Origin of the sequence: Aeromicrobium sp. 636, assembly GCF_024433585.1 — a bacterium.
GTDB lineage: Bacteria > Actinomycetota > Actinomycetes > Propionibacteriales > Nocardioidaceae > Aeromicrobium > Aeromicrobium senzhongii.
Genome location: NZ_WNJU01000002.1, coordinates 189,432 through 215,966, shown reverse-complemented (window position 1 = coordinate 215,966; position 26,535 = coordinate 189,432). Strand labels below are relative to the sequence as shown.

Annotated in this window: 23 protein-coding genes and 1 tRNA gene; 8 read left to right on the top strand and 16 right to left on the bottom strand. The window is 71.4% G+C overall.

Annotation, left to right across the window (positions count from 1 at the left end):
• Positions 1–54: 54 nt before the first annotated feature.
• From GL325_RS07650 to GL325_RS07635, 4 genes are all read right to left on the bottom strand, one after another.
• On the bottom strand, positions 55–705 hold the full coding sequence (locus GL325_RS07650) for a hypothetical protein (protein ID WP_154596560.1): 651 nt from the start codon (positions 703–705) through the stop codon (positions 55–57).
• 40 nt (positions 706–745) lie between these two features.
• Positions 746–2,332, bottom strand: coding sequence for a glutamine-hydrolyzing GMP synthase (guaA, locus tag GL325_RS07645; protein ID WP_187411549.1), 1,587 nt, complete (start codon positions 2,330–2,332; stop codon positions 746–748).
• Between the two features lie 79 nt (positions 2,333–2,411).
• Positions 2,412–3,443: a hemolysin family protein gene (locus GL325_RS07640; protein ID WP_154596559.1), complete on the bottom strand. Its 1,032-nt coding sequence runs from the start codon at positions 3,441–3,443 to the stop codon at positions 2,412–2,414.
• Complete coding sequence (locus GL325_RS07635) at positions 3,440–4,807, bottom strand: hemolysin family protein (protein ID WP_187411550.1); 1,368 nt, start codon at positions 4,805–4,807, stop codon at positions 3,440–3,442. Before GL325_RS07635 ends, GL325_RS07640 begins: the two co-directional genes overlap by 4 nt.
• A gap of 73 nt (positions 4,808–4,880) precedes the next feature.
• Here GL325_RS07635 and GL325_RS07630 point away from each other — a divergent pair, with 73 nt between their 5' ends.
• From GL325_RS07630 to mscL, 3 genes are all read left to right on the top strand, one after another.
• Positions 4,881–5,165, top strand: a complete 285-nt coding sequence (locus tag GL325_RS07630; RefSeq protein ID WP_187411551.1) for an FmdB family zinc ribbon protein — start codon at positions 4,881–4,883, stop codon at positions 5,163–5,165.
• Positions 5,166–5,232: 67 nt separating this feature from the next.
• Entirely contained in the window at positions 5,233–5,817 is a 585-nt protein-coding gene (locus GL325_RS07625) for an SAF domain-containing protein (protein ID WP_154596558.1), read from the top strand.
• Between the two features lie 47 nt (positions 5,818–5,864).
• Complete coding sequence (mscL, locus tag GL325_RS07620) at positions 5,865–6,296, top strand: large conductance mechanosensitive channel protein MscL (RefSeq protein ID WP_154596557.1); 432 nt, start codon at positions 5,865–5,867, stop codon at positions 6,294–6,296.
• 4 nt (positions 6,297–6,300) lie between these two features.
• On the opposite strand, the gene GL325_RS07615 is transcribed toward mscL, so the two are convergent.
• Together GL325_RS07615 and GL325_RS07610 are read right to left on the bottom strand one after the other, a co-directional pair.
• On the bottom strand, positions 6,301–6,489 hold the full coding sequence (locus tag GL325_RS07615) for a hypothetical protein (RefSeq protein WP_154596556.1): 189 nt from the start codon (positions 6,487–6,489) through the stop codon (positions 6,301–6,303).
• The gene (locus tag GL325_RS07610; RefSeq protein WP_154596555.1) at positions 6,479–7,372 is read right to left on the bottom strand and encodes an NAD(P)-dependent oxidoreductase; all 894 of its coding nucleotides are present in this window, start codon (positions 7,370–7,372) and stop codon (positions 6,479–6,481) included. The genes GL325_RS07615 and GL325_RS07610 overlap by 11 nt, the downstream gene beginning before the upstream one ends.
• Positions 7,373–7,494: 122 nt before the next feature.
• On the opposite strand from GL325_RS07610, the gene GL325_RS07605 reads away from it, so the two are divergent.
• Positions 7,495–7,567: transfer RNA gene (locus GL325_RS07605), tRNA-Arg, on the top strand.
• A 273-nt stretch (positions 7,568–7,840) separates the two neighbouring features.
• On the opposite strand, the gene GL325_RS07600 is transcribed toward GL325_RS07605, so the two are convergent.
• Genes GL325_RS07600 through GL325_RS07585 form a run of 4 tightly spaced genes read right to left on the bottom strand, consistent with a single transcriptional unit; the run spans position 7,841 to position 11,781 of the window.
• Positions 7,841–9,487: a sodium:proton antiporter gene (locus tag GL325_RS07600; protein ID WP_154596554.1), complete on the bottom strand. Its 1,647-nt coding sequence runs from the start codon at positions 9,485–9,487 to the stop codon at positions 7,841–7,843.
• A gap of 26 nt (positions 9,488–9,513) precedes the next feature.
• On the bottom strand, positions 9,514–10,563 hold the full coding sequence (locus tag GL325_RS07595) for an LLM class flavin-dependent oxidoreductase (RefSeq protein ID WP_187769146.1): 1,050 nt from the start codon (positions 10,561–10,563) through the stop codon (positions 9,514–9,516).
• 32 nt (positions 10,564–10,595) lie between these two features.
• Positions 10,596–11,039: a PGPGW domain-containing protein gene (locus GL325_RS07590; RefSeq protein ID WP_154596552.1), complete on the bottom strand. Its 444-nt coding sequence runs from the start codon at positions 11,037–11,039 to the stop codon at positions 10,596–10,598.
• Between the two features lie 55 nt (positions 11,040–11,094).
• Positions 11,095–11,781 carry a metal-dependent transcriptional regulator gene (locus tag GL325_RS07585; RefSeq protein ID WP_187411552.1) on the bottom strand — a complete coding sequence of 229 codons (687 nt, stop codon included), beginning with the start codon at positions 11,779–11,781 and terminating at the stop codon, positions 11,095–11,097.
• A 78-nt stretch (positions 11,782–11,859) separates the two neighbouring features.
• Here GL325_RS07585 and GL325_RS07580 point away from each other — a divergent pair, with 78 nt between their 5' ends.
• Both GL325_RS07580 and GL325_RS07575 read left to right on the top strand, forming a co-directional pair.
• Positions 11,860–13,206, top strand: coding sequence for a deoxyribodipyrimidine photo-lyase (locus GL325_RS07580; protein WP_187769145.1), 1,347 nt, complete (start codon positions 11,860–11,862; stop codon positions 13,204–13,206).
• A gap of 9 nt (positions 13,207–13,215) precedes the next feature.
• Positions 13,216–13,935 (top strand): hypothetical protein, encoded by a 720-nt coding sequence (locus tag GL325_RS07575; RefSeq protein WP_187769144.1) that lies wholly within the window; start codon positions 13,216–13,218, stop codon positions 13,933–13,935.
• Positions 13,936–14,021: 86 nt separating this feature from the next.
• On the opposite strand, the gene GL325_RS07570 is transcribed toward GL325_RS07575, so the two are convergent.
• Together GL325_RS07570 and pdxH are read right to left on the bottom strand one after the other, a co-directional pair.
• Positions 14,022–15,287 carry an MFS transporter gene (locus GL325_RS07570; protein ID WP_187769143.1) on the bottom strand — a complete coding sequence of 422 codons (1,266 nt, stop codon included), beginning with the start codon at positions 15,285–15,287 and terminating at the stop codon, positions 14,022–14,024.
• Positions 15,288–15,334: 47 nt separating this feature from the next.
• Positions 15,335–15,973, bottom strand: a complete 639-nt coding sequence (gene pdxH, locus GL325_RS07565) for a pyridoxamine 5'-phosphate oxidase (protein WP_187769142.1) — start codon at positions 15,971–15,973, stop codon at positions 15,335–15,337.
• Positions 15,974–16,074: 101 nt separating this feature from the next.
• On the opposite strand from pdxH, the gene GL325_RS07560 reads away from it, so the two are divergent.
• Positions 16,075–17,184: a citrate synthase 2 gene (locus tag GL325_RS07560; RefSeq protein WP_187769141.1), complete on the top strand. Its 1,110-nt coding sequence runs from the start codon at positions 16,075–16,077 to the stop codon at positions 17,182–17,184.
• A gap of 443 nt (positions 17,185–17,627) precedes the next feature.
• On the opposite strand, the gene GL325_RS07555 is transcribed toward GL325_RS07560, so the two are convergent.
• Positions 17,628–20,957, bottom strand: coding sequence for a CDP-glycerol glycerophosphotransferase family protein (locus tag GL325_RS07555; RefSeq protein ID WP_187769140.1), 3,330 nt, complete (start codon positions 20,955–20,957; stop codon positions 17,628–17,630).
• A gap of 129 nt (positions 20,958–21,086) precedes the next feature.
• On the opposite strand from GL325_RS07555, the gene GL325_RS07550 reads away from it, so the two are divergent.
• Positions 21,087–23,156: an acyltransferase family protein gene (locus tag GL325_RS07550; protein WP_187769139.1), complete on the top strand. Its 2,070-nt coding sequence runs from the start codon at positions 21,087–21,089 to the stop codon at positions 23,154–23,156.
• A 149-nt stretch (positions 23,157–23,305) separates the two neighbouring features.
• Here GL325_RS07550 and GL325_RS15965 read toward each other — a convergent pair whose 3' ends face one another.
• Genes GL325_RS15965 through GL325_RS07535 form a run of 3 tightly spaced genes read right to left on the bottom strand, consistent with a single transcriptional unit; the run spans position 23,306 to position 26,506 of the window.
• Positions 23,306–24,100 (bottom strand): transglutaminase family protein, encoded by a 795-nt coding sequence (locus GL325_RS15965; RefSeq protein ID WP_187411555.1) that lies wholly within the window; start codon positions 24,098–24,100, stop codon positions 23,306–23,308.
• 52 nt (positions 24,101–24,152) lie between these two features.
• Positions 24,153–25,136, bottom strand: a complete 984-nt coding sequence (meaB, locus tag GL325_RS07540; RefSeq protein WP_187411556.1) for a methylmalonyl Co-A mutase-associated GTPase MeaB — start codon at positions 25,134–25,136, stop codon at positions 24,153–24,155.
• Between the two features lie 20 nt (positions 25,137–25,156).
• Entirely contained in the window at positions 25,157–26,506 is a 1,350-nt protein-coding gene (locus GL325_RS07535; RefSeq protein WP_187769138.1) for a hypothetical protein, read from the bottom strand.
• Between the last annotated feature and the right edge of the window lie 29 nt (positions 26,507–26,535).

The following is a 26,535-nucleotide window of genomic DNA, read 5'->3' as shown; positions in this document are numbered from 1 at the left end:
GGGTGTCTGTTGTCGAAACTAGCGCAGGACGGATTCGCCCACGCCACCGCCCGGTCAGAGGTCGTCGATCTCGTTGTCCAACGAGATCCAGTCCTTCGAGTCCTGGACGCGGGTCTGTCCGTCACGGATGACGTGCAGGGAACCGTCGACGGCGTGCAGTTCGTACCGCGTGCCGCCGGCCTCGGCGACGTAGACGTCGCGTCGCCAGTCGTATTCGCCCGGCAGGTCGACGGTGTCGCCGCCCTGGGGCTTCACGACGACGCGGAACCGGTCGCCCACGGCGTCACGGCCGCAGATCGAGGTCTTCGCCGCCGTGGTGGTGGACTTGTAGAGGATCACCGGGTAGTCGCCGCCGCACGCCAACGAGAGACCGTCGGTCTGCTGCTGCTGCTTCGTGACGGGGGTCTGGCCGCAGTCCGGCAGCAGGCTGTCGCCCTGGGTGCCGTCGGCGTTGAAGCGCGTGTTCTCGTCCTCGCACTCCGTGACGGTGGGCACCGTCGTCGGCTCGGTCGTGGGCTTCGGCGCCGGGGCCTCGCGACTCGGGTCGACGGTCAGGACCGACTCGGTCGGCTCGGCGGTCGGGGCCGCACCGGTGGTCTGGTCGTCCCCGGAGTCGCCGCCCGAGATCATGTACCACCCGAACACCCCGAGCGTGGCCACGACAGCCAGCACGAGCAGGACAGGACGCGCACCTCGCCAACTCATCGGTCCACCCTAACGGCGACCGGACGAGGGACGAAAACGCTCACTCCCACTCGATGGTGCCCGGCGGCTTGCTCGTGACGTCGAGGACGACGCGGTTGACCTCGTCGACCTCGTTGGTGATGCGGGTGGAGATCCGCTCGAGCAGCTCGTACGGCAGGCGGCTCCAGTCGGCCGTCATGGCGTCCTCGCTCGAGACCGGACGCAGCACGATGGGGTGGCCGTAGGTGCGGCCGTCGCCCTGGACGCCGACCGAGCGCACGTCGGCCAGCAGCACCACCGGGAACTGCCAGATCTCGTTGTCGAGGCCCGCGGCCGTGGTCTCCTCGCGCACGATCGCGTCGGCGCGGCGCAGGATCTGCAGGCGCTCCTCGCTGACGGCGCCGACGATACGGATCGCCAGTCCGGGCCCGGGGAACGGGTGCCGCGAGACGATCGCCTCGGGGATGCCCAGCTCGCGACCGACCTGACGCACCTCGTCCTTGAACAGCGTGCGCAGGGGCTCGATCAGCGAGAACTCGAGGTCCTCGGGCAGGCCGCCGACGTTGTGGTGGCTCTTGATGTTGGCCGCGCCTTCGCCGCCACCGGACTCGACGACGTCGGGGTAGAGCGTGCCCTGCACCAGGAACTTGACCGGCGCGCCCGGGGTGGCGAGCACCTCGCGCTCGGCGGCCTCGAAGGTGCGGATGAACTCGCGGCCGATGATCTTGCGCTTCTCCTCCGGGTCGGTGACGCCGTCGAGGAAGCCCAGGAACTGGTCCTGGGCGTCGACGACCTTCAGGTCGACCCCGGTGGCCGCGACGTAGTCCTTGCGGACCTGCTCGGCCTCGCCCTCGCGCAACAGGCCGTGGTCGACGAAGACGGCGGTCAGCTGGTCGCCGATCGCCTTCTGCACGAGCGCGGTCGAGACGGCCGAGTCGACTCCGCCGGACAGGGCCGAGATGACGCGCGCGTCGCCGACCTGCTCGCGGATCAGCTCGACCTGCTCCTCGACGATGTTGGCGCTGGTCCAGGTGGGCTCGCAGCCGGCGATGCCGAACAGGAAGTGCTCGAGGATCTTCTGGCCGAACTGCGAGTGCATGACCTCGGGGTGCCACTGCACGCCCGCGAGACGGCGGTCGACGTTCTCGAAGGCGGCGACGGTGGCGCGGTCGCTCTTGGCACTGAGGGTGAAGCCCTCCGGCGCCCGCACGACCTCGTCGCCGTGGGACATCCAGCTGACGAGGGTCTCGGGCAGGCCGGCCAGCAGGGTCCCCGGCTCGAGCACCGAGACGGCCGTACGTCCGTACTCGCGCTGACCGGTCTTGGCGACCTCGCCGCCGAGCGCCTGGGCCATGGCCATGAATCCGTAGCAGATGCCGAAGACGGCGGTGCCGGAGTCGACCAGGCCGAGCGGCAGCTGCGGGGCGCCGGTCTCGTACACCGAGGAGGGGCCGCCGGACAGGATGACGGCCTTGGGGTTCTTGGCCAGGATCTCCTCGGACGTCGCCGTGTGCGGCATGATCTCGGAGTAGACCTTCGCCTCACGCACGCGTCGCGCGATCAGCTGGGCGTACTGGGCACCGAAGTCGACGACGATGACGGTGTCGTGATGGGCTTCGGCAACGGACTCAGGAGTTTCGGCGGCCACCCCCCGAGTCTAGTGCCGCCCTCGGGGCCGCCTGTAGGCACTTCGTCGGGCCGCCCCGGCGAGGGCCTCCGCGATGCGGTCAGACCTGCTCGCGGATCTCGCCGACGAGCTCCTCCAGCACGTCCTCGAGCATCACGACGCCGATCACGGTGCCGGACTCGTCGGCCACGCGGGCCATGTGCGAGCCCTTGGCCTGCATCGTGCGCAGGGCGTCGTACAGGCCGCTGGACATCCGCACCGTCGACAGGGGCCGCAGCCACTTGTCCGCGATGGGGCGGTGCCGCGAGGCGTCCTCGGTCTCGAGGACGTCCTTGATGTGCAGGTAGCCCGTCAGCTCGCCGTCGGCTCCGGCGACCGGGAACCGCGAGTAGCCGGTGCGGGCGCACGCCTCCTCGACGTCGACGGGCGTCGACCCCGGGGCGATCGTCACCAGGCTGTCGCGGGGCAGCAGCACCTGGGACACCGTGCCCTCGTGGAAGTCCAGGGCACCGGTGACCAGGCCGTACTCGTCGTCGTCGAGCAGGCCCTCACGGCGCGACTCCTCGAGCAGACCGGCGACCTCGTCGTGGGTGAACGTCGAGTTGACCTCGTCCTTGGGCTCGATGCCGGCCAGGCGCACCGCGCCGTTGGCGATCGCGTTGAGCGCCACCACGAGCGGCTTGAGCACCGCGATGACGCCCAGCATGAACGGACCCAGGATGAGGGCCGCCCGGTCAGGCGCCGCCAATGCCAGGTTCTTGGGCACCATCTCGCCGTAGACGACGTGCAGGAAGACCACCAGGGTCAGCGCGATCGCGAACGAGATCGGGTGCACGAGCGCGTCGGCGACCCCGAAGTACTCGAAGGCCGGCTCCAGCAGGTGCGCGATCGCGGGCTCGCTGATCGCGCCCAGGCCCAGCGAGCACATGGTGATGCCGAGCTGTGCCGCCGCCATCGCGAGGGTGACGTTCTCCATCGCCTTGAGCGCCAGCTTCGCACTGCGCTTGCCGGCCTGGGCCTCGGGCTCGAGCTGCGTGCGCCGGGCCGAGATCAGTGCGAACTCCGCCGCCACGAACAGGGCGTTCAGCAGCAGCAGGACCAAGGTCAGCAGCAACGCCGGCCAGCCGCTCATCGGTCGGCCTCCTGGTCGTCGTCCGAGTCGTCGATCGTCAGCGCGATGCGGTCGATCCGGCGGCCCTCGAGCCGCTCGACCCGCAGGCGCACGGTCAACGGCACCGCGTCGTCCTCGTCGTTCTCGGGGGTGGAGTCGACCTGCAGCACGACGACGTCGTCGCGCACCGCGAGGCGGCCCAGGCGCTCGAGCATCAGGCCGGCGATCGTCTCGTAGTCCTCGCCCTCGGGCAGCGCGACGCCGGTCTGCTCGAAGACCTCGTCCGGTCGCAGCAGACCCGACAGCGACCAGGTCCCGTCGCGGCGGTGCCGGCTCGAGTCGGACACCCGGTCGTGCTCGTCGGCGATGTCGCCGACGATCTCCTCGACGAGGTCCTCGAGCGTGACGATGCCGTCGGTGCCGCCGTACTCGTCCACGACGATCGCCATCTGGTTGTTCTGGTCGCGCAACTGCACCAGCAGCGGATCGAGCTCGAGGGTGTCGGGCACCGTGGCGGCGCGCTCGGCGATCTCGGAGAGGCGGACGCTGCGGCGGCGGTCGGGGTCGACCGCGACGGCCTGCTTGACGTGCACGACGCCGACCACGTCATCGGGCGAGCGACCGATCACCGGGAACTTCGAGTGCCCCGTCTGGCGGGCCGCCTCGATCAGGTCCATCGCGGTGTCGCGCTCCTCGAGGAAGTGGACGCGGACGCGCGGGGTCCGCACGTCGGCCGCGGTGCGATCGCCGAAGGCGATGCTCCGGGCGACCAGTTCGGCGGTCTCGTCGTCGATCGCACCCTCGGACGCCGAGCGCAGGACGAGCGACCGCAGCTCCAGCGGCGAACGAGCGGACCGCAACTCCTCCTGCGGCTCGACACCGAGCCACAGCAGCGTGCGGTTGGCCATGTTGTTCAGGCCGCGGATGGGCCACGCCATCGCCTTGGTGAACGCGCGCTGCATCCACTGCGTGTACGCGGCCGTCTGCTGGGGCAGGGACAGCGCGAGGTTCTTGGGGATCAGCTCGCCGACCAGCATCGTCACGAAGGTGCTCAGGATCAGCGCGATCGCGTAGGACGCGGCATTGAGGCCGCCACCGGACAGGCCGATCGAGGTCAGCGGATCGTGCAGCAGCCGTCCGATCGCCGGCTCGGCCAGGAAGCCGATCGCGAGGTTGGTGATCGTGATGCCCAGCTGGGCGCCGCTCAACTGGGTCGAGAGGGAGTGGAGCGCCTTGGCCGTGCCCTGCGCACCGCGGTCGCCCGCAGCGGCCTCGCGCTCGATCGTGGCGCGGTCGACGGTGACGAAGGAGAACTCCGCGGCGACGAACACCCCGCACGCGAGCATCAGGAGGAACGACGTGAACAGCAGAAGCCATTCGGTCACAGTGCTGGGTCCTCGGATAGGGGGCGTGGACGTCCCACTCTAGCGCTGGGTTGCGAGCGGTATCCTTCTCGTCGTGCCCACGTACCAATACCGTTGCGCCGACTGTGGCGAGCAGCTCGAGGTCAAGCAGAGCTTCTCCGACGCCGCGCTGACGACGTGCCCGGCCTGCAGCGGTCAGCTGCGCAAGGTCTTCGGTGCCGCCGGCGTGGTCTTCAAGGGCTCGGGGTTCTACCGCAACGACAGCCGGTCGACCCCCGGCTCGTCGTCGGGCTCCTCCTCGTCGAGCTCGTCCACGTCCTCCTCGACGTCGTCCTCCTCGAGTTCCTCCAGCGGATCGACGGGCTCCGGCACCGCCTGAGCCCGCTGCACCCGGGCAGCTGTGGACGAACCACACCCCCGGCGCTGATCGTGCCTAGCCTCGCCGCATGGAATCGGTCGCTCGTTTCGTCCTGACCCATCGGCGTGTGCTGGCCGCGATGCTGGCCGGCCTGGCCGTGTGGTCCGCGATCACGGCGGTGACCCACTCCCCCGACTCGCGGGCCGTCGTGGTCGCCGCCCGCGACCTCGGCGGTGGCACCGTCGTGCGGGCGGCGGACCTGCAGGTCCGGCGCATCCCCGACCAGTCCGTTCCCGACGGCACCGTCACCACCGGCGACGTCACCGGGCGCGCCCTCTCGGGAGCGATGCGCGCGGGCGAGATCTTCACCGACCGACGCGTCGTCGACCCGCGCGACCTCGGAGACGGACGCGTCCTGGCCACGGTCGAGGTCCCCGCCGCCACCGGTGAGCTGCTGCGCGCCGGGGACGCCGTGGACCTGCTGGCGGTGGGCGACGAGGGTGATGCGCACCCGGTCGCCACCGGCGTCGAGGTGGTCACGGTCCGCACCGACGTCGAGCGCGAGACGGCGGTCGTCGCCGTGGCCGCCGCCCCCGCCGTGGCCACGAAGGTCGCGCGGGCCTCGGTCACCTCACGGCTCGCCGCCGTGGTGGTGGCTCGCCAGGCGCGGTGAGGCGGGCCTACTGTCGAGAGGTCAGCCCCACCATCGAAGGAGCGACCATGCTTCAAGGTTTCAAGGACTTCCTGCTGCGAGGCAACATCGTCGACCTCGCCGTCGCCGTCGTCATCGGCACCGCGTTCACCGCCCTGGTCAGTACCTTCACCGCAGCGATCATCGAGCCGATCATCAACGCGTTCGGCGGCGCCAACGTCGACGGGCTGTCGTACCAGCTGATCGAGAAGAACGACGCGACCGTCATCGACTTCGCCGCGGTCATCAACGCGATCATCACGTTCCTCATCACCGCCGCGGTGGTCTACTTCATCTTCGTCGTGCCCTCGAAGAAGCTGATGGAGCGTCTCGCCACGGGCCAGGAGGAGGAGCCCGAGGGGCCCAGCGAGGACATCCTGCTGCTGCGCGAGATCCGCGACGCCCTCGGTGGCAGCGCCACGCAGCGCGGGCCGGCCCCGGGGGTCGACCCCACGGCCTGAGGGCTCAGTCCTTGCCGTGGTGCGGGGGGACGTTCCGGCGCAGCTCGTCGTCACGCGTCGAGCCGCCGCGATCGTCGCCCCATCCCTCGGAGCGCTCGTCACGGGTCGTGGAGGGCAGCAGGTCGCCCAGCAGCCGCGCCGCGCGCTCGCGACGGGCTCGGCGGGCGGCCTCCTCGCGCTCCTCAGCCGGCACGGAACCAGTCCGGGGTCAGGACCGGCCGGCTGGGCTTCCAGCCGGTGCGGTCCATGAACAGCTGCGACGTGACCCGCTGCGAGCGGGCCAGCAGCTCGAGCTTGTCGGCCGTGACGCTGAACAGCCAGCGGCGGAAGAACCGGCCGTGGCTGTGGCCCGCGACCCGCGCGATCGCGTCGACGTACTCGCGGCGCTTGAGCGGCTCGGCCCCCACGTTGTAGGCGCCACTGGGCGCGCCCAGGGCGGCGACGGCCGAGGTGCCGATGTCGAGGGGGTGCACCACGTGCATCCACGAGTCGGGGTCGCCCAGGCCGATCGGGAGGCGCTTGCGAGCTCGGTGCACGAGGAACTGCGAGTTCGGGTCGTCGCCGCAGATCAGGCCGTAGCGCAGCCGCACGGCGACGCCGCCGGCCCGCTCGACCCGCTGGGCGTGCTGCTCGGCGACGGTGAGCGGCTCGCTGACCATCGTCACGTCGATCGGGCCGGACTCGTCGATCCACTCCTCGCCGCGAGCGGCGTAGATGAGACTCAGGCTCTGCTGGATCATCAGTCCGGTGCCGCACTCGATCGCCGCGTCGGCCACCACGCCGGCGCCGATCGTGCGGATCCGGTTGATCTGGTTGAGCGATCCGGGCAGCATCGCGGCCGCTCCGACGGGGACGCGCGTGGCGAAGTTGACCACCGCGTCACAGCCACGCATCGCCCGCACCACCGAGGCACGGTCGAGGACGTCGCCCACGATGGCGGTGGCACCGGTCGACTGCACCTGCCGGGCGGCCGTGGGCGAGCGCACGAGTCCGACGACCTCGTGCCCGGCGTTCTGCAGGGCCGGGATCGTCGCCCGTCCCATCACGCCGTTGGCGCCCGTCAGCAGGATTCGCACCCGCCGAGTCTACGGCCGATATCCGAATCGTGAGACGACTGCGGGTGCCAGGAGCGCCACACGGCCCCACTCGACCCATGTCGACCGCGTGACAGGACGGCCATGGAAAGATGGACCGGTGCGCCCCCGTAGCTCAGGGGATAGAGCAACGGTTTCCTAAACCGCAGGTCGGAGGTTCGAATCCTCTCGGGGGCACCCAGGTACGCCGGCGGCCGTCATTGCAGGCGCGACAGGGGAATGCCGCGCCGGGGCGCCCATGGGGAACGGGGACCTCCGGCGCGGCACCTTCACGCCGTCTTGGGGGAAGAACGGCGTGCTCCGGGTGCAGACACCCCCCGTGGCTCCGATGGGGCCCGGGAGAAAAAGGTCCCTCGGTCACCACGACAGTCACAACACTCACACGTGCCCCACCGTCAACACAAGCCCCCCCGGCGCGCGTCGCCGTCCATGAGGTGACCCTCACACCCCTCAGGCCTCGTCACCGCGTCGGAGGTCGATGCTCAGCTCGTCGGCGTCCAGCCGGGCGAGCATCCGCCCGAGCGCAGCACTGCTGAAGGTGCCGAGCGAGCGCTCGTGCAGCAGCATCCGGCGCTGTCGCTCGATGATCTGCAGCCGCAGCCGGTTCATCACGTCGCGGTCGTGCGCGTCATCCTCGGCCTTCTGGGTGACACGCTCGCGCAACAGCTGGGCCTGGTCCGTCGGATCGGCGTCGTCCAGGACCTCGTTGGCCGCCTCCAGCATCCGGGCGTCCAACTGCTCCCACTCCTGGGTCGACTCCTGCTCGCGCCCCGCCAGACCGAGCAGACGCACCAGCACCGACAGCGTGCCGCCCTGCACGACCAAGGAGATCAGCGCCACGAAGAAGGCCACCAGGACCAACAGCGAACGACCGTCGGTCTCGGTGGGCAGCGTCTGGGCCGCGGCCAGCGTCACGACGCCGCGCATGCCCGCCCAGACGAGCACGAGACCCTCGCCCCGCCCGAACCGCGAGGCGTCGTAGAAGTCGATGTCGGCGGCCACCCGGCGCAGACGGCGGCGCGAGCGGGCCGCGCGCGGATGGCGACTGTGCTCGACCTGCGAGCGCCACCGGTCGATCGCCTCGCGGACCTGCGGCGAGCGGCGTTCACGACGACGCTCCATGAGCACGATGGTCGCCGTGTAGCCCGCACGGATGGCCAACGCCACGACGAGCGCCACGGCGGCCAGCGTGAAGGCTCGCGCGACTCCCCCGTCGGTGGTCTCCTCGACGTCCTGGACGAGCGCCGAGACCTCCAGCCCCATCGCGAGGAAGACCACGCCCTCGAGCAGGACCTCGATCGTGCGCCAGTTCTGGTGGTCGGAGAGCCGCTGGCGCGGGCCCAGGTGCTTCGCCCGGCCGTGACCGGTCACGAGGCCCGCGGTGACCGCCGCGACCAGCCCGGAGGCGCCCAGGTGCTCCGCCGGCAGATAGGCCAGGAACGGCACCGTGAAGGAGATCGCGGTCGTCACGGCCGCGTCCTCGATCCGCGCCCGGATGCGCAGCAGCACCGCGCCCACCAGCCACCCGATCGAGACGGCGCCGACGACCGCCCACACGAAGTCGCCCAGGACGCCGGCGGCGCTCACGCCGGCCCCGGTCGCGGCCACGGCGGTCCGCAGCAGCACCAGCGCCGTGGCGTCGTTGAGCAGGCTCTCGCCCTCCAACACCGTGACCACGCGCGAGGGAGCGCCGAGGCGCCGCGCGATCGAGGTGGCGACCGCGTCCGTGGGGCTGACGATGGCACCCAGCGCCACCGCCATCGGGTAGTCGATGCCGTCGATCAGCAGGGTGAACAGGCCGCCGAGCACCAAGGAGCTCACGACGACGAGCAGGACCGACAGCCCGCTGATCGTGCGGAAGTCGCGCCGGAAGTCCATCGTCGGCATGTTGACGGCGGTGGAGTACAACAGCGGTGGCAGGAGCCCCGACAAGATGAACTCCGGCTCGATGACGAACTCGGGAGTGAACGGCAGCAGGCTGACGACCATGCCCACCGCCAGCAGCACGAGCGGGGAGGCGATGCCGATCCGCGGCGCCAGCGCCGAGGCCGCCGTGATCGCCACGATGACGAGAACGGCGATCTGGATCGACTCCATGGCGGTCAGCGTAGGCGAGCGGGCTCTCAGGCGAGCATGTCGCGCACGAGCGGGGCCACCCGGGCCCCGTACAGCTCGATGCTGCGCATCAGCTGCTCGTGCGGCATCGCGCCGTTGGCGTACTTCAGGTCGAACCGGCTGACGCCCAGTGCCTCCATGTTGGTGGCGATCTTGCGGGCGACGGTCTCGGGCGACCCGACGTACAGGGCGCCCTCGGGGCTGGCGTCGCGCTCGAACTGGATCCGCGTGGTGGGCGGCCAGCCGCGCTCGCGGCCGATGCGGTCGCGCTGGGCCTGGAAGTGGGGGAACAGCTCGTCGCGGGCCTGCTCGTCGCTCGGTGCGACGTGGCCGGGCGAGTGCATCCCGATCGGCAGCGGCTCGACGCCGTCGGCGGCCAACAGGTCGCGGTAGTAGTTCGCCAGCGGCACGAACTGCGCCGGGGGCCCGCCGATGATCGCCAGCATGAGCGGCAGCCGGTAGTGCGCCGCCCGCACGACCGACTGCGGCGTGCCGCCGACGCCGATCCACGCCTTGAGCCGGCCCGACTCGGTGGGCGGGTACACGCGCTGGTCCGTCAGCGGCGGACGGATCGAGCCGGACCACGTCACGGGCTCCTCGGTCAGCAGGGCCGTGAACAGATCGAGCTTCTCGGCGAAGAGCCGCTCGTAGTCGGCCAGCTCGAAGCCGAACAGCGGGAAGGACTCGGTGAACGACCCGCGGCCCAAGATGACCTCGGCGCGGCCGTTCGAGAGGGCGTCGAGCGTCGAGAAGCTCTCGAAGACGCGGATCGGGTCGTCGGAGCTGAGCACCGTGACGGCCGAGCCGAGGTGGATCCGCTCGGTGCGCGCAGCGATCGCGCCCAGGACGACGTCGGGGGCGGTGATCGCGAAGTCGTCGCGGTGGTGCTCGCCCAGTCCGATGAAGCTCAGGCCCACGCGGTCGGCCAGCACCGCCTGGTCGACGACCTGCCGCAGCACGACGGCCTGGTGGAGCGGGGCACCGTCGGGACCCGCCGCGACGTCGCCGAAAGTGTCCAGGCCCAGCTCGACGGCGGCCGGATCGATGCTCGAGGTCATCGCCCCACCCTAGTGCCGGAGGCTGGCCCCGATCAGCGCCAGCGGCGGATGCTGTAGACCAGCAGCACGAGGGCGATCAGGTCCGAGAACCAGATGCCGACCGCACCGACCCAGCCGGCGGCGGGCAGCTCGGGGCCGAAGCCGACGCCGAGGATCTCGAACTCGGGGATCTGCGGGGACAGGAACCAGACCAGCCCCACGGCGCCGACCCAGATGATGCCCAGGACGCTGACCAGGATGCGCGGGATGGTGGCGACGCCGTACTGGGCGGCCTCCATGGCCTTCGCCTCGAGCGGGTCGACCAGCCGGTCGGCCCACGTGTAGTGGCGCGCCAGCAGGACGATGCCGCCGAACATGCCCAGCAGGCCGGGACCGGGCATGACCAGCATGAGGATGCCCAGGACGACGAGGGTCCAGCCCAGTGCCTCGGAGCCGGTGCGCTCGAACCAGCCCCGCACGCGTGCGCCGATCGTCATGGCGCAAGCATGCCAGCCGGGCTGCAACCCCAGACCGGACGAGGAGGAGTGCGGCTCACCGCGAGACGAAGATGTGGGCGGCGGCTTCGGGATCGATCTCGGCCGTCTCGGACTGACGTGCGACGACGAGGCCGTCGTGGCCCCGCGAGGCCAGGACGTCGTTGCCGGGCAGGGCGCCGACACGGCGCAGCACGGACATGACCTCGGTGTCCTTCTGCAGCTCCTCGGCGATCCGGCGCACGACCACGCGCACCGGCTCCTCGCCGATCGCGGCGGTCAGCAGGGACTGCACGCCGTCGAGGAAGTCGATCGGCGTCTCGTCCTGACCCAACTCGCCCAGGCCGGGGATCGGGTTGCCGTACGGAGACTCGGTCGGGTGGCCGAGCAGCTCGATGAGCCGGCGCTCGACCTGCTCGGACATCACGTGCTCCCAGCGACAGGCCTCTTCGTGGACGTACTCGATCTCCAGACCGATGACGTCGGTGAGCAGCCGCTCGGCGAGCCGGTGCTTGCGCATCACGCGGATGGCCAGCGAGCGGCCGCGCTCGGAGAGCTCGAGGTGTCGGTCGCCCTCGACCGTCAGCAGTCCGTCGCGCTCCATGCGCGCCACCGTCTGGCTGACCGTCGGGCCACTTTGGTGGAGGCGCTCGGCGATCCGCGCGCGCAGCGGGATGATCCCCTCCTCCTCCAGCTCGAAGATGGTCCTCAGGTACATCTCGGTGGTGTCGATGAGCTCGCTCACGCGGCCATTGTTCCATGCCGGGACCAATCAAAGGTCCGCCGACCTGCACCCCCGTCCCCGGCGGGAGAGGATGCACTCATGCCCGTCGCGCTGATGTGGTTCCGCAGCGACCTGCGGCTCCGCGACCACCCGGCGCTGCGCGCCGCACTGGCCGCGGGCACGGACGGCGTCGTGCCCGTCTTCGTCCTCGACGACCACCTCGACGTGACCCGGATGCCGGTCCGCGCGGCGTACCTGTCGCGGCTGCTCGCGGAGTTCGACGAGCGGATCGGTGGCCTGCACCTCGTCCGAGGTCGCCCGGAGGTCGAGATCCCGCGGCTCGTGCGGCAGACCGGCGCCACCAGCGTGCACGTGACGGCCGCCCACACGCCGTACGGGCTGCGCCGCGACCAGGCGGTCGCCGAGGCGCTCGGCACCGTCCCTCTCGTGCGCACCGGGTCGGGCTACGCCGTCGACCCGGGCACGATCCGCAAGACCGACGGCACGGCCTACCGGGTCTTCACGCCGTTCTTCCGGTCCTGGCAGGACCGCGGCACCGGTCGGCCGGTGGAGCCGATCGATCCTGCAGGCATCCCCTGGCTCCGGCCCGGTGGAGGGACGGGCCTGCCGGAGGCCGAGCCGCCGGACGGAGTCGCGCTCCCGCCCGTCGGCGAGCGCGCCGCGCTCGAGCACTGGCACCGGTGGCTCGACGACCACGTCGATGCCTACGCCACCGAGCGCGACCGACCCGACCTCGACACCACCTCGCGGATGTCGGTGCACCTGAAGTGGGGGACGGTGCACCCGCGCACCCTGCTGGCCGACCTGGCCGAGCGCGCCTCGGACGGGGCTCGCGCCTACGAACGTCAGCTGGCCTTTCGCGAGTTCTACGCCGACGTGCTGCACGAGCGGCCGGACTCGGCCCACGGCTACTACGACCGGCGGTACGAGCGCATGCGGTACGACGAGCCGGCCGGCGACTTCGAGGCGTGGCAGCAGGGCCGCACCGGCTTCCCGTTCATCGATGCCGGGATGCGCCAGTTGCTCGCCGAGGGCTGGATGCACAACCGGGCGCGGATGGCAGTGGCCAGCTTCCTGGTGAAGGACCTGCACCTGGAGTGGACCCACGGCGCGCACTGGTTCCTGGAGCGACTCGTCGACGCCGACCTGGCGAACAACCAGCACGGCTGGCAGTGGGTCGCCGGCTGCGGCACGGACGCTGCCCCGTACTTCCGCGTCTTCAACCCCGTCGCCCAGGGTCGGCGCCTCGACCCCGACGGGACCTACGTCCGGCGCTGGGTGCCCGAGCTGCGCGACGTCCCGGGTCCGGCCGTGCACGAGCCCTGGACCCTCGACGCACCGCCGGCCGACTATCCGCCGCCCTTGGTCGATCACGCCCTCGAGCGGGCGGAGGCACTGCGCCGGCACGCCGACCTCGGACGATAGCGTCGAGGCATGGTCACCATCGCGCGCCAGTTCAACGGTCCCCCCGACTCCGGCAACGGTGGTTGGGTCAGCGGTCTGGTCGCCGAGGCGTGGCTCGGCCGGGGTCACGACGGCCCGACGACGGCGCGGCTGCGGATGCCGCCTCCGCTGGACACTCCCCTGGCCTGGGAGCACGACGCCGACGAGACCCGCCTGATGACCCACGGCGGCGCGGTCGTGGGCACGGCGGGACCGGGGTCGTTCACGCGTGATGCTCCGCCGTTCGCCGACGCCGAGACCGTCACGGCGGGACTCAAGGCCTACCCCGGCTTCACCACGCACCCGTTCGACCAGTGCTTCACGTGCGGCACCGCGCGCGGCGAGGGCGACGGCCTGCGGATCTTCAGCGGCCCGGTGGGTGGCGATCTGACCGCGGCGCCGTGGCACGTGCACGAAGCGCTCGTCGAGGCGGACGGCACGGCCGGCACGCCGATCGCCTGGGCCGCCCTGGACTGCCCCGGTGGATGGGCGGCCGACTTCTCGGCGCAGCCGATGGTGCTGGGAACCATGACGGCCGAGGTGTACTCCTCCCCCGTCGCCGGCCGGACCTATCACGCGGTCGGGCAGCTGGCCCGCCGCGAAGGCCGCAAGTTCTTCACCAGCACCGCGCTCCACACCCCCGAGGGCGAGCTCGTCGGCCGCTCGGAGCAGGTCTGGATCCAGATCGACCTGGCCACCTTCGGCAGCTGACCCGCCCCTCCCCCGTCCCGAGATTTGCTCCATTTTCTGCGTTTCAACCCGGTTGAAAGGTCGAGATCGGAGCAAATCTCGGGAGGTCAGGGGGTCGGGTGACGCCCGTCGTAGGCGAGGAAGCGTCGCCGCAGGGCCACTGAGAGCAGGACGCCGGCGATGCACAACCCGCCGCCGACCACCATCGCCCACGGCGCGCCCGTGAACTCGGCCAGTGAGCCGATCAGGAAGTCGCCCAGGCGGGGCCCACCCGCGACGACCACGATGAACAGGCCCTGCATGCGCCCGCGCATCTCGTCGGGCGCCGCGGTCTGCAGGATCGTCGAGCGGTAGGCCGCGCTGATCATGTCGGCGGCACCGGACAGCGCCAGGCACGTCACGGCGAGCCACAACAGGCCGGGCAGGCCGATCGCCGAGAAGCCCGCCGCCGCGACGCTCGCGCCGTAGACGACGATCGCCACCACGATCGCGATCCCGTGGCGGTGCACCCGGCTGACCCAGCCCGAGAACACGAACGCCGCCAGCGACCCGATCGCCGGAGAGGCCTGGAGCAGCCCCAGGGACGAGGCCCCTGCGTCACCGCCCTGCGACGTGGCGTAGACCGTCGCGGCCAGCGCCGGGAACAGCGCGCGCGGCTGCGCAAACACCATCGCGCACAGGTCGACCACGAAGGACATCGCGATGTTGGGCGCGGTGCGCAGGAACCGCAGCCCTTCGACGACCGACCGCAGCCCGGGCACCGGCATGGGCTTGGCCGGCGGCAGCGCGGGCAGGCGCACGACCGAGTAGAGCGCCGCGACGTAGAGCAGCACGTCCACCACGTAGGCCGCCTCGACACCGCGCCAGGCGATCAGGACGCCGCCGAGCAGCGGGCCGACCGTGAACGACAGGTTGGTGGCGGCCATCCCCAGCGCATTGGCAGCCGGCAGCAGGTGCGCCGGCAGCAACTGCGGCAGCATCGCGGCGCGGGCCGGGTTGTTGACCGCGAAGAACAGGGCCTGCACCGCGACGACGCCGTAGAGGAAGCCCACCGACTCCAGACCCGCGACGCTGTGCGCCACGAGCGCGATCGAGGAGATCCACAGCCCCATCGCCGACGCGAGCGCCACCGTGCGCCGGTCGAAGGCGTCCACGAGCGCCCCGCCGTACAGCCCGCCGATCACCAGCGGCAGCAGGCCCGCCAGCCCGACCAGGCCGACCGAGAACGACGACTCCGTCAGCAGCCAGACCTCCCACGCGATCGCCACGACCGACATCTGCTGGCCGAAGCCCGAGACCGCCTGCCCGATCCACAGCCTCCGGTAGGCGGCCGAGGCGCGCAGGGGGCGCAGGTCGGTCAGCACGTTCGGCACCGCAGCAGCCTAGGGGCGACCCTGCGTGACGGCCCGTCGTGTCCACGTCAGGGGGCGAGCCGGTCCCTCTCCCACCGGTCGCCCGACCGGGTGAACCGGATCCGGTCGTGCAGCCGGTTCTCGCGGCCGTGCCAGAACTCGACGACCTCCGGGACGATCCGGTAGCCGCCCCATCCGTCGGGACGCCGCTCGGCCGCTCCGGCCGCCTCAGCCTCGGCCCAGCGGCGCTCCAGCTCGTCACGTCCGTCGACCACGTGGGACTGCGGCGACGAGGCCGCGCTGATCCGCGCGCCCTCCGGCCGGGCCAGGAAGTACGCGTCCGACTCGGCCGGATCGAGGCGCTCGACGGGACCCTCGATCCGCACCTGGCGCTGCAGCGGATGCCAGAGCAGGACGGCCGCGGCCCGCGGGTTCTCGGCCAGCTCACGGCCCTTGCGCGACTCGTAGTTGGTGAAGAAGACGGCCCCGTGCTCGTCCAGGCCCTTGAGCAGGACGATCCGCAACGACGGCGCACCGTCTGCCGTCGCGGTGGCCACCGCCATCGCGTTCGGCTCGTGCACGCCGGCCGCCACCACCTCGGCGAGCCAGGTCTGAGCGAGGGCGATCGGATCGTCCCCGGCGTCCTCGTCGGCCAGCCCGCTGCGCGCGTACTCGGTCCGCATCCGGGCCAGCTCGTCGTTCGCCATGGGTCCACGGTAGCCAGCGCGAGGCCGCAGAGGGCTGTGCTACCGGCCGGTAGGGTGACCGCCCTGCTCCGAACCTGTGAGGCGCAGGGCACTATGGGGGCATGACTCAAGTGCACCACGGATTGGAAGGCGTCGTAGCGTTCGAGAGCGAGATCGCCGAACCCGACAAAGAAGGATCCGCACTCCGGTACCGCGGCGTCGACATCGACGACCTGGTCGGCCGTGTGCCGTTCGAGAAGATCTGGGGCCTGCTGGTCGACGGATCCTATGATCCCGGCCTGCCCCCGGCCGAGCCGTACCCCATCCCCGTGCACTCCGGCGACATCCGCGCCGACGTCCAGAGCGCGATCGCCCAGATGGCTCCCGTGTGGGGCCTGCGTCAGCTCTACGACATCCAGACGCCCGAAGAGGTGCGCGACGACCTCGCCCGCACCGCCGTGATGGTCCTGTCGTACGTGGCCCAGGCCGCGCGCGGCCTCGGCAAGCCGATGGTGCCCCAGGCCGAGATCGACAAGTGCGACACGATCGTCGAGCGGATGCTGACCCGCTGGCGCGGTGAGGTCAACCCCGATCACGCCAAGGCCATCGACGCCTACCTCGTGTCGGCCGCCGAGCACGGCATGAACGCCTCCACCTTCACCGCCCGCGTCATCGCCTCCACCGGCGCCGACGTCGCCGCCGCGCTGTCCGGCGCGGTCGGTGCGATGTCGGGCCCGCTCCACGGCGGCGCCCCCTCGCGCGTCCTGGGCATGATCGAGCAGGTCGAGAAGACCGGCGACGCCACCGCGTACGTCAAGCAGCTCCTCGACTCCGGCGAGCGCCTGATGGGCTTCGGCCACCGCGTCTACCGCGCCGAGGACCCGCGCGCCCGCACGCTGCGCCGGACCGCCAAGGAGCTCAACGCTCCGCGCGCCGAGGTCGCCGAGGCGCTCGAGCAGGCCGCCCTGAAGGAGCTGCGCGAGCGCCGCCCCGACCGCGTCCTCGAGACGAACGTCGAGTTCTGGGCCGCGATCGTGCTGGACTTCGCGGAGATCCCCTCCAACATGTTCACCGCGATGTTCACGTCGGCCCGCACGGCCGGCTGGAGTGCCCACATCCTCGAGCAGTACAAGACCGGTCGCCTGATCCGCCCCTCGGCCATCTACACCGGTCCCGAGTCGCGCAAGGCCGACGAGGTCGAGGGCTGGAACCCGGACTGGGCCAACAGCTGACGACTCGCGACGAACGATGACGGGGCCGGTACCGGGTGGTACCGGCCCCGTGTCGTCCGCTCAGCGCTTCGGGCGCAGGGTGAGGACTCCGTCGGCCTGATAGCTCTGACTCTCGGTGGCCGTGCCGCCCGGTGAGGTGTACGTGGTCCGGCCGCTCTGGCGCCACGTGACCTTCGACGTGGCGCTCGACCAGGCGATCGTGTAGTCGGGCTTCTGGTGCCACCAGTACTCACGCAGCTCCAGCCTCGGGACCGGGGAGACGTTGCCGATGTTCTGGCCGACGCAGTCGAGCCGAGGGGTCTCGACCGATCCGAGGGTCTGCTGGAGCCCGAAGGCCGCCCGGGGCCCGTGCTGCGTGCCCGGAAACTCGATCGTGGCCCGGGTGGCCCGTACGGCTCAGGAGCCCGATGGACCGGGGGTGATACCAAGCCCACCGGCGCGGGTCAGGCCGGCGGGGTGCCGCGCTCGGCCTCGGTGAAGACGGCGTCGATGACGCGGTCGGACGCGTGTCCGTCCTCGAGGCTGCCGAAACGCTCGCGGAACGCCGCGAGCCGGTCGGCGTACCGCGTCTCGAGGTCCGACAGGTTCGCCACGGCGTCGATGACCTCGTCGCTCGTGCGCACCACCGGCCCGGGCGCGATCTCCTCGAGGTCGACGTAGAAGCCCCGCAGCTCGTCGCGGTAGTGCTCCAGGTCGTACACGTACGAGATGATCGGCCGCTGCCGCTGGGCGTAGTCGAACATGATCGACGAGTAGTCGGTGATGAGCGCGTCGGCCACCAGCAGCAGGTCCTGGGTGTCGGGGTACTTCGAGACGTTGACGATGCTCGCGTCGAGGTCCTTGGGCCAGGTGAACTTCACCAGCGGGTGCAGACGCACCAGCAGCGTCACGTCCGAGCCGAGCCGCTCGGCGAACCGACCGAGATCGAGCGCCATGTCGTGGGCCCACGCGCCCTTGGCGCCGGCGGCGCGACCGTCGTCGCGGAAGGTCGGCGCGTAGAGCACGACCGTGCGGTCCTCGGCCAGGCCGAGGCGGAGCCGGGTCTCGCGGGCGCGGCGGCGCCCCTCCTCGGTGTGGAAGACGTCGTTGCCCGGATAGCCCGACTCGATGATCGGCCCGGTGAACCCGAAGGCGCTGCGGAACGCCGCGGTGGCGTACTCGCTCGGCGAGACCAGGGCCGACCAGCGCTCGACCAGCTCCTGGGCCTTCCGGTGGTAGTCCTCGGCGCGGCCGTGCATGACCGGGACGTCGTTCTGCATCCGCTTCAGCGGCGTGCCGTGCCAGGTCTGCAGGTAGTACGTGCCGCGCGGGCGCTTGCACAGGTCGTGGACGTTCTGGTTGAACACCCAGTAGCGGGCTCGCGACAGCGTCCAGAAGTACCGCGGGGTCAGCCGGAAGACCTTGTTCGTGCCCGGCGGGACGCGCAGCGTGGAGTTGTTGACGTACCAGAGCTCAAGCGGCGTGCCCCGCTCGTGGAGGCGCTCGAAGAGGGCCCGCGGGCTGCCGCCGTAGGCGTTGCCGCGGTCGCTCTCGAAGACGACGACGTCGCGGCGCGGCAGCAGGCTGCCGAGGCGGAACATCCAGCCCATGACGCGGTAGTAGTGCGGCCCGGCCCGGAACCGCAGGAACGCGTCGCGCACGCCGCGCCGGTTCCGCAGCCGCAGCAGGCGCGTGGACAGGCCGTCCGCGGTGCGCACCATCTCGTAGTTGCGCTCGCAGTAGCCGGTCGGCGGGAGCTCGAGGTACTTGGCGGCGCGGCGGGCGTACTGCTCGTCCATCACGAAGTCGCCGTCCGCGGACCGGGCGACCTCGGCCGCGAGGTCGGTGGCGCGGTGGGCGATCGGCCCCGGCAGCTCGGTCGCCGCGTCGATGAACGGGGTCCGGGCGCCGGTGAGGACCGCGTCGTCGAACCGGAAGAAGAACACCGGGCGGCGCAGGAATGCGGCGTCCCACGCCACGCTCGAGTAGTCGGTGACGAGCGCGGCGCTGGTGCGGATCAGCTCCTGCACGTCCGCGTCCCGCGGCGCGATCGTGATGCCCTCGAGGTGCAGCTCGTCGACCACGGCCCGCAGGTTCGGGTGCATCACCATGAGGATCTCGACACCCTCGCGGCGCAGCCGCTGGATCTGCGGATCGTTCAGGAACTCGGTCCAGTGCGCGAGGTAGGCGCTCTGCAGCACGCTCTCGCGGCTGGACAGCCAGTCGCGCCAGGTCGGCATGACCAGCAGGCGGCGGCGCACCGTGGGCTCGCCGGCGAACAGCGTGTCGTACCGGGCGAAGCCCGTGACCTTGACCTGGGACGGGAAGTAGTCGAGGTCCTCGATGAAGATCTGCTTCTCGGCCGCCGAGTTCACGACCGCGCGATCCGGCGGCATCTCCTGCATGTGCAGGCGGCCGTAGTTGAGCCGCACGTTCTTCATGCCCGTGACGCCGTGCTGCAGGAAGACCCGCAGGCCCTGGGCGTGCCGCGCGAGCGTGGTCGAGCGCGAGGCGTGCAGGTACTCGGCGTGGTGGCTGCCCACGAACCGTGAGGCCAGGACGGTGTAGCGGATGTGGTCGCGCGACCGGGCCGTGACCACGTTCCCGAAGGGCTCGACCTTGGCGCGGTCGGGCGAGTCGGCGTCGATCACGTAGTAGGCACGACGCCGGGGCTGGTTCGTGCGGATCCAGCGGAAGAGCGCGAAGCCGTTGTCCTGGGCCTTGTAGGGCACCTCGCCGACCAGCCAGATGCCCGAGAACGGGCGGATCGGGGCCAGCAGCCACGCCCAGCGCACGAGGCGGCGCAGGTAGGCGTGGTTCGCGACCGTGAACCGCTCGGACCAGAACGCCAGTCGCTTGGCGCGGAACGTCAGGTACGGCACCCACTGGTCGACGTGCCCGCCACCGCGCGTCGGCACGGGCAGGTCGCGCAGCCGGGTCCGGGCGAAGCTCTTCTGGGCGAAGGGCACGCGCACGGGCAGGTCGAAGCCGTCGAGGTCCAGCACCAGGTGCGGGTCGATGACCCCCTCGCGCTCCTCGTCATCGACAGCGTCCGGCTGCACGTCGAAGGAGATCCGGTACTCGTGCAGGCCGTACGCGGCCGTGGCGTCGCGCGGCTCGACCGTGACCGGGATCTCCTGCGTGGTGCCCGAGAACCGCCACACGAGCGCGAGGTGCATCTCGCGGACGGGCCGCGAGAACGTCTTGAGGTCGAAGTCGGCGCTGATCCCGCGCGGACCGACCTCGAGGCGACGCCCCTCGACCTCGAAGCGACGGATGGGCTCGAGTGCGTACCGGACGGACACGTTGCCCTGGTCGGTGACGTGCGACCAGGCGTGCACCTCCTCGCCGAACGGCGACGAGGCGCCCACGAGGTCGATCCGGTCCATCGCGGCCGCGGTGTCGGTGCGGTCGAACCGGCCCAGCCGCAGCTCGGTGCGCTGGGCTCCGCTGCCCTCGACCTCGACGAAGAGGTCGAACCGGCCGGCGGCGCGGCCTCCGGCCTCCCACAGCTCGGCGGGATCGAGGACGAAGGAGAAGTGCCGATCAGGGCTCTGCTCGAGTCGCAGGGCGACCTGGCCGAGCCGGCTGGCCGGCCGGACGACCAGGGCGACCACGCGCACCGGGTCGCGGAACTCGCCGGTGTAGACGATGCGGCCGTCGTCGTGGCGCACGACGAGCTCGGCGTGGGGCCGCGGCGCCGGGGCCTGGCCACGGGCGCGGCGGATGCGGTCCTTGACGCTCTCGGGGACCATCGCCGCGACTCGACGACGCACTCGACCCACGTCAGGCATGCTCTCCTCGGTTCCCGTCGACTTCGCTGGCACGCGAATGCCGAGTCTAGTGGGGCCGGCCTCCCGCGCACCGTGCGCCCGCCGTGGACCGCGGACGCGGCGTTGGGGGCGAGCCCGTATCGTGGTGCGGTGCCCGCCAGCCCGCCCCGTGACCGGTTCCGTGCCGAAATCGCGGCTCTGCGAGCCTGCGCCGTGCTGCTCGTCGTGCTGTACCACCTGTGGCCAGGACGGCTGCCCGGCGGGTACATCGGCGTCGACGTCTTCTTCGTGATCTCCGGATTCCTCATCACCGGGCACCTGCTGCGCGAGACGGCGGACACGGGCCGGATCGACCTGGCCCGCTTCTGGGCCCGGCGGGCCCGCCGCCTGCTGCCGGCCGCCTATCTGGTGCTGGGCGCCTCGGCCCTGGCCGTCTGGCTGTGGATGCCGCTGGCGACGTGGCGCCAGAACTTCACCGAGGTCATCGCCTCGGCGCTGTACGTCCAGAACTGGGCCCTGGCCGCCGACTCGGTCGACTATCTCGCGGCGGACGCCGATCCCACCGCGGTGCAGCACTACTGGACGCTCTCGATCGAGGAGCAGTTCTACCTGGTGTGGCCGCTGCTCGTGCTGCTGGCCACCGTGCTCGCCGTGCGACTGGGCCGTTCGCACCGGCTCATGGTGGGGATCGTGCTCGGCACGGCCACCGTCGCGAGCCTGGCCTACTCGCTGTGGATCACCCAGGCCAATCCCCCGGCCGCCTACTTCGTCACCCCTGCCCGCGCCTGGCAGTTCGGGGCGGGAGCCCTGCTGGCGCTGGTCATGGGCAGCGCCACCGTCAGGCGCGGCGGCCCCACGTTCCTGCTCTCGTGGGCCGGCTTCCTCACCCTCGCCTGGTGCGGTCTGAACTACGACGAGACGACCCCGTTCCCCGGCACGGCGGCGATCCTGCCCGTCATGGCGACCCTCGCGGTGATCTGGGCCGGCGAGCCGACCGGCCGCCTCTCCCCCACGCCCCTCATGCGCTGGCGGGTCACCCACGAGCTCAGCGAGATCTCGTACTCGATGTACCTGTGGCACTGGCCGCCGATCGTGATCCTGCCGTACGTCCTGGGCCACGAGCTCGGGCTCGCGCCGCGGATCGGGATCCTGGTGTTCACGATCGCGGCCGCCTGGGCGACCAAGCGCTGGGTCGAGGACCCGATCCGCTTCACCCATCGCTTCGGCCTGCGCAAGCCCGCGATCACCGGCCTGGCCACCCTCGGCGGTGCCGCGGTGCTCGTCTCGGGCTGCCTCGTGGGGCACCAGAGCGCCGTCGCCGCCGAGGAGCGGGCCGGACGCGTCGCCGAGCAGCTGGTCGAGGACGCGCCGCCGTGCTTCGGCGCCGCGGCACGCGACCCCGAGAAGCCCTGCCACAACCCCGAGCTCGACGACCAGCTCGTGCCCAGTCCCGAGGCCGCCGCCGAGGACTACGCCTCGGGCTACCCGGGCTGCTTCGCCGGCGTCCACGACACCGAGCTGAACGACTGCACCTTCGGCGACCTCTCGGACCGGTCACTGCCGCACGTGACGCTGCTGGGCGACTCCCACGCCCGCTCGTTCCTGCCCGCCCTGGTGCGGATGGCCGACCAGAAGCTCATCACCGTGTCGGCCCAGCTCAAGAGCAGCTGCGCCTGGACCCGCGACGAGATCGAGCACGAGGACCCGCTGCGCGTCAGCACCTGCCAGGAATGGAAGGACAACCTCCAGGCCTGGTTGCTGGAGCGGGCCCCGCAGACGGACCTGATCCTCACGACCGGCTACGCCAAGATGCTCACGGGCTCCCAGCAGGAGCGCGTCGAGAGCATGGAGGCGGTCTGGCGCCCTGTTCTGGAGAAGGGCGTCCGGATCGTGGCGATCCGCGACAACCCCCGACTGCCGAAGTCGCCGCAGAAGTGCCTCTCGCAGCTCGACGAGATCACGCCCGACGCCTGCGCCGTCGACCGTGACGAGGCGCTGGGTCACTTCGACGCGTTCCTCGCGACCGGCAAGCACATCGACGGCGCCCAGGCCCTGGACCTGAGCCAGTTCTACTGCGATCGCACGACCTGCCCGGCCATCATCGGCGGGGTGAACGTCTACCGCGACATCACGCACCTGAGTGTCACCTACGTGCGCACCATGACGCCGTACGTGTACCGCCGGCTGGTCGGCATGGGCGCGCTGCCGCGACCGTCCTGACCGCGGCGGAACCGGAAGAAGAACTGCCGCGACGCCGCATCACCCCCCCGAGGCGATCCGACGACGCGGCAGTCGTATGTGTTGACATTAACCCATCAGGTAGTCCTTTGGAACTATCTGCGTGGTTCTTTCGGCGTGTCACGCCATGTTCAGCCCAAGGTGACGAGCTCGGTGACGTCGTCACTGGGCAGCGAGTCGGCCACGGCGGTGACGTTCATGCGGTTCAGATTGACGGCCGCGTGGTGCTGCGAGAGGAAGGCCGTCTCGGAGGCGTCCATCCCCGTCGCGATGCGCAGCATCGTCTCGCGCGGGGCCAGCGACGTCGCATCGACGACGTGCCAGTCGCCCTCGACGTACGCCTCGGCGACCGCGTGGAAGTCCATCGGCTGCAGGCCCGGCGCGTAGACCGAGACCAGCCGGGCCGGAACGTCGTGCGCGCGCAGCAGGGCGATCACGAGGTGGGCGAAGTCCCGGCAGACACCCTGGCGCTTCAGCATCGTCTGCACGGCTCCGTCGGTCGGCTGACTGCTGCCGGTCACGTAGGACAGCTGGGTGCCGACCCAGGAGGTCACCGCGTCCAGCAGCGGCTTGCCGGACAGGCCCTTGAACTCGGCGCGCGAGATCGCGAAGAGCGAGTCCGACTCGGCGTAGCGGCTCGGCCGGCGGTACTCGATGATGTCGAGCTCCTCGGTGACGATCGGCCGGGCACGGCCCTCGACGACGGCCTCGTAGTCGATGGTGATCGGTCCGGGAGGCGCGTCGATGCGGTGCAGGCGCGTCTCGTGCCGTCCCGCGATCTCCCGCGCCTCCAGCTCGACGCCGTTCTGGACGACGGTCAGCGTCTCGCTCTGGGTCGTGATGTTGCCGGCCACGGCGATGGACAGGACGAGGTCGGCTCGGTCGAAGGCGTGCAGTTCGAGATGGGCGGAGACGGTGCGCTTCACCGGTCCATGCTGGCACGCCCGACCCGAGAGTGCGCGCTGCGCTGACCGGCCCTCAGTGATCGAACGCGTCGAGGATCTCGTCGGCGGCCGCCGCCGGGGACAAGCGACCGGCCAGGACCTCGTCGCGCACCCGTTCGCGGACCTTCGCCACGGAGTCGTCCGTCGCCAGCCGCTGCTCGATCTCGTCACGCACCAGCGCCCACGTGAAGTCCAACTGCTGCTGCGCGCGCTTGCTCGCCACACCGCGCTGGCCCATGAACTCGCGGTGCCGCAGGACACGACTCCAGACGGTGTCGATCCCCGAACCCTCGAGGGCGGAGCAGGTCAGCACGGGGGGCACCCAGTCCTGGGTGCCGGCGTACACCAGGCGCAGGGCACCGGCCAGCTCGCGTGCGGTCGACTCCGCCTCGCGGGCCCGCTCACCGTCGGCCTTGTTGACGGTGATGACGTCCGCGATCTCGAGGATGCCCTTCTTGATCCCCTGCAGCTGGTCGCCGGTGCGCGCCAGGGTGAGGAACAAGAACGTGTCGACCATGCCGGCGACCGTGATCTCGGACTGGCCGACGCCGACGGTCTCGACCAGCACGACGTCGTACCCGGCGGCCTCGAGGACCGTCAGCGCCTGGCTGGTCGCCCGGGCGACGCCGCCGAGACTGCCGGCGCTGGGCGACGGGCGGATGTAGGCGTTCGGATCGGTCGACAGGCGCACCATGCGGGTCTTGTCGCCCAGTACCGAGCCACGCGTGCGGACGCTGGACGGATCCACGGCCAGGACGCCGACGCGGTGTCCGCGGCCGGTCAGATGGACGCCGAGCGCCTCGATGAATGTCGACTTGCCGACTCCGGGGACACCGGAGATCCCGACCCGCACCGCACCACCGACCTTCGAGTCGGGCGCGGCCGTGAGCTCGGCCAGCAGCTCGCGCGAGGCGGTGCGGTGGTCGGTCCGGCGGGACTCGACGAGGGTGATGGCCCGCGACACCGCCGCCCTCCTGCCCTCGCGGACACCGTCGATCAACTGGGTCAGGTCCGTCACGCCTGCATCGTAGTCGGGGATCACCGCGTGACGGACGAGGGCGTGAGCCCGAAGTCGGTCAGCGTCGCGGCGACGTGATCGTGCAGCTCGGGCCGGTCGAGTCCGCCACCGACCGGGTGCGCGATCACCGAGAGGTACACCGCGTCCAGCGCACCACCGGCCAGCACGTAGAGCTTGCCGCCGAGCCGGTCCAGCTCGGCCGCCGTCTGTCCGGGCTCCGCGGAGCGCACCCAGAAGTCCACGGGCGCTGCGCCGTCGATGCGCATGATCGCCGGGTCGAGCCGACCGTGGTTGGAACAGCCGACGGGCGACGAGGTCGACCCCATCGCCAGCTGCTCGGCCCGGCGCACGACGACCGGCGGCGTGATCGGCACGAGGGGCAGCACCGCGAGCATGTCGTGAGGGCGCTCGGCCCGCTCGCGCAGCGCGGTCTTGGTGGCGGCCCGCAGGCCGGTGAGATCCCGGTCCAACCCTCGGGGGTCGGCGTGGACCGTCACCGAGTCCAGCGCGTTCGCACGGGTGTCGCCCTCGACCCGGACGCTGACGGGCACGGCGAGCGCGACCCGCCCGTCGGCGTCGGTGCGACCGAACCGCTGCGCCAGGCGAGCCGCGAAGGCCGACACGAGGGTGTTGCTCGTGCCACCGAGCCGGGCCGCCGCGGCGTCCCAGTCGGCCCGGGTGACGCGCACGCAGGCTGCGGCGGGATGGAACGATTCGGGCTCGACGGGCGGCAGCGCCGCGGACTCCCGCTGCGGCGTCGGGGAGGACGCAGGCGCCGACCCGGCGGACTCGGCCCGCGCCACCGCGATCCCGGCGATCACCGCACGGGCCACCGCCGGCAGCTCGCGGACGAAGGTCACGAGGTCCGACCACAGCAGCTCGCGCCACGGCCGGGCGCCGCGCGGCCGGTAGACAGGGCGACGCGCGACACCCTTGACGGCGTCGGCGATGGCGTCCAGCTTGCAGAGGCCGTCGCCGAGCGCGTGCGGCGAGACCATGGCCACCGCCGTGCCGCCGTCGGTCAGCGGCAGCACGCCTATGCGCCAGCCGGGACCGTGCTCGGGGTCGACGCCACGATCGCCCAGCTCGTCGGTCCAGTCGTGGATCTCGTCACGCGAGCGCGGCACCTGCTCGACCTCGAGCGGCGGGACCGCATCGACAGCCACCCACCGATGCCGACCGCCGGGCAGCGGCGAGCGCTGCACGAGACGGCCCAGCAACGTGTCGGCGAGGGCCTCGTTGAAGCGCTGCAACGCCTCGAGGTCGACCGGACGGTCGTAGACCCACGTGAAGAAGGTCCACGGCTGGTGTCCCAGGGCGCGCAGCCCCAGGAACGAGCCCTGGTCCATCAACGCGAGGCGGTCGTCCACGCCTGCATGCTAGTGCAACCCGCAGTTAC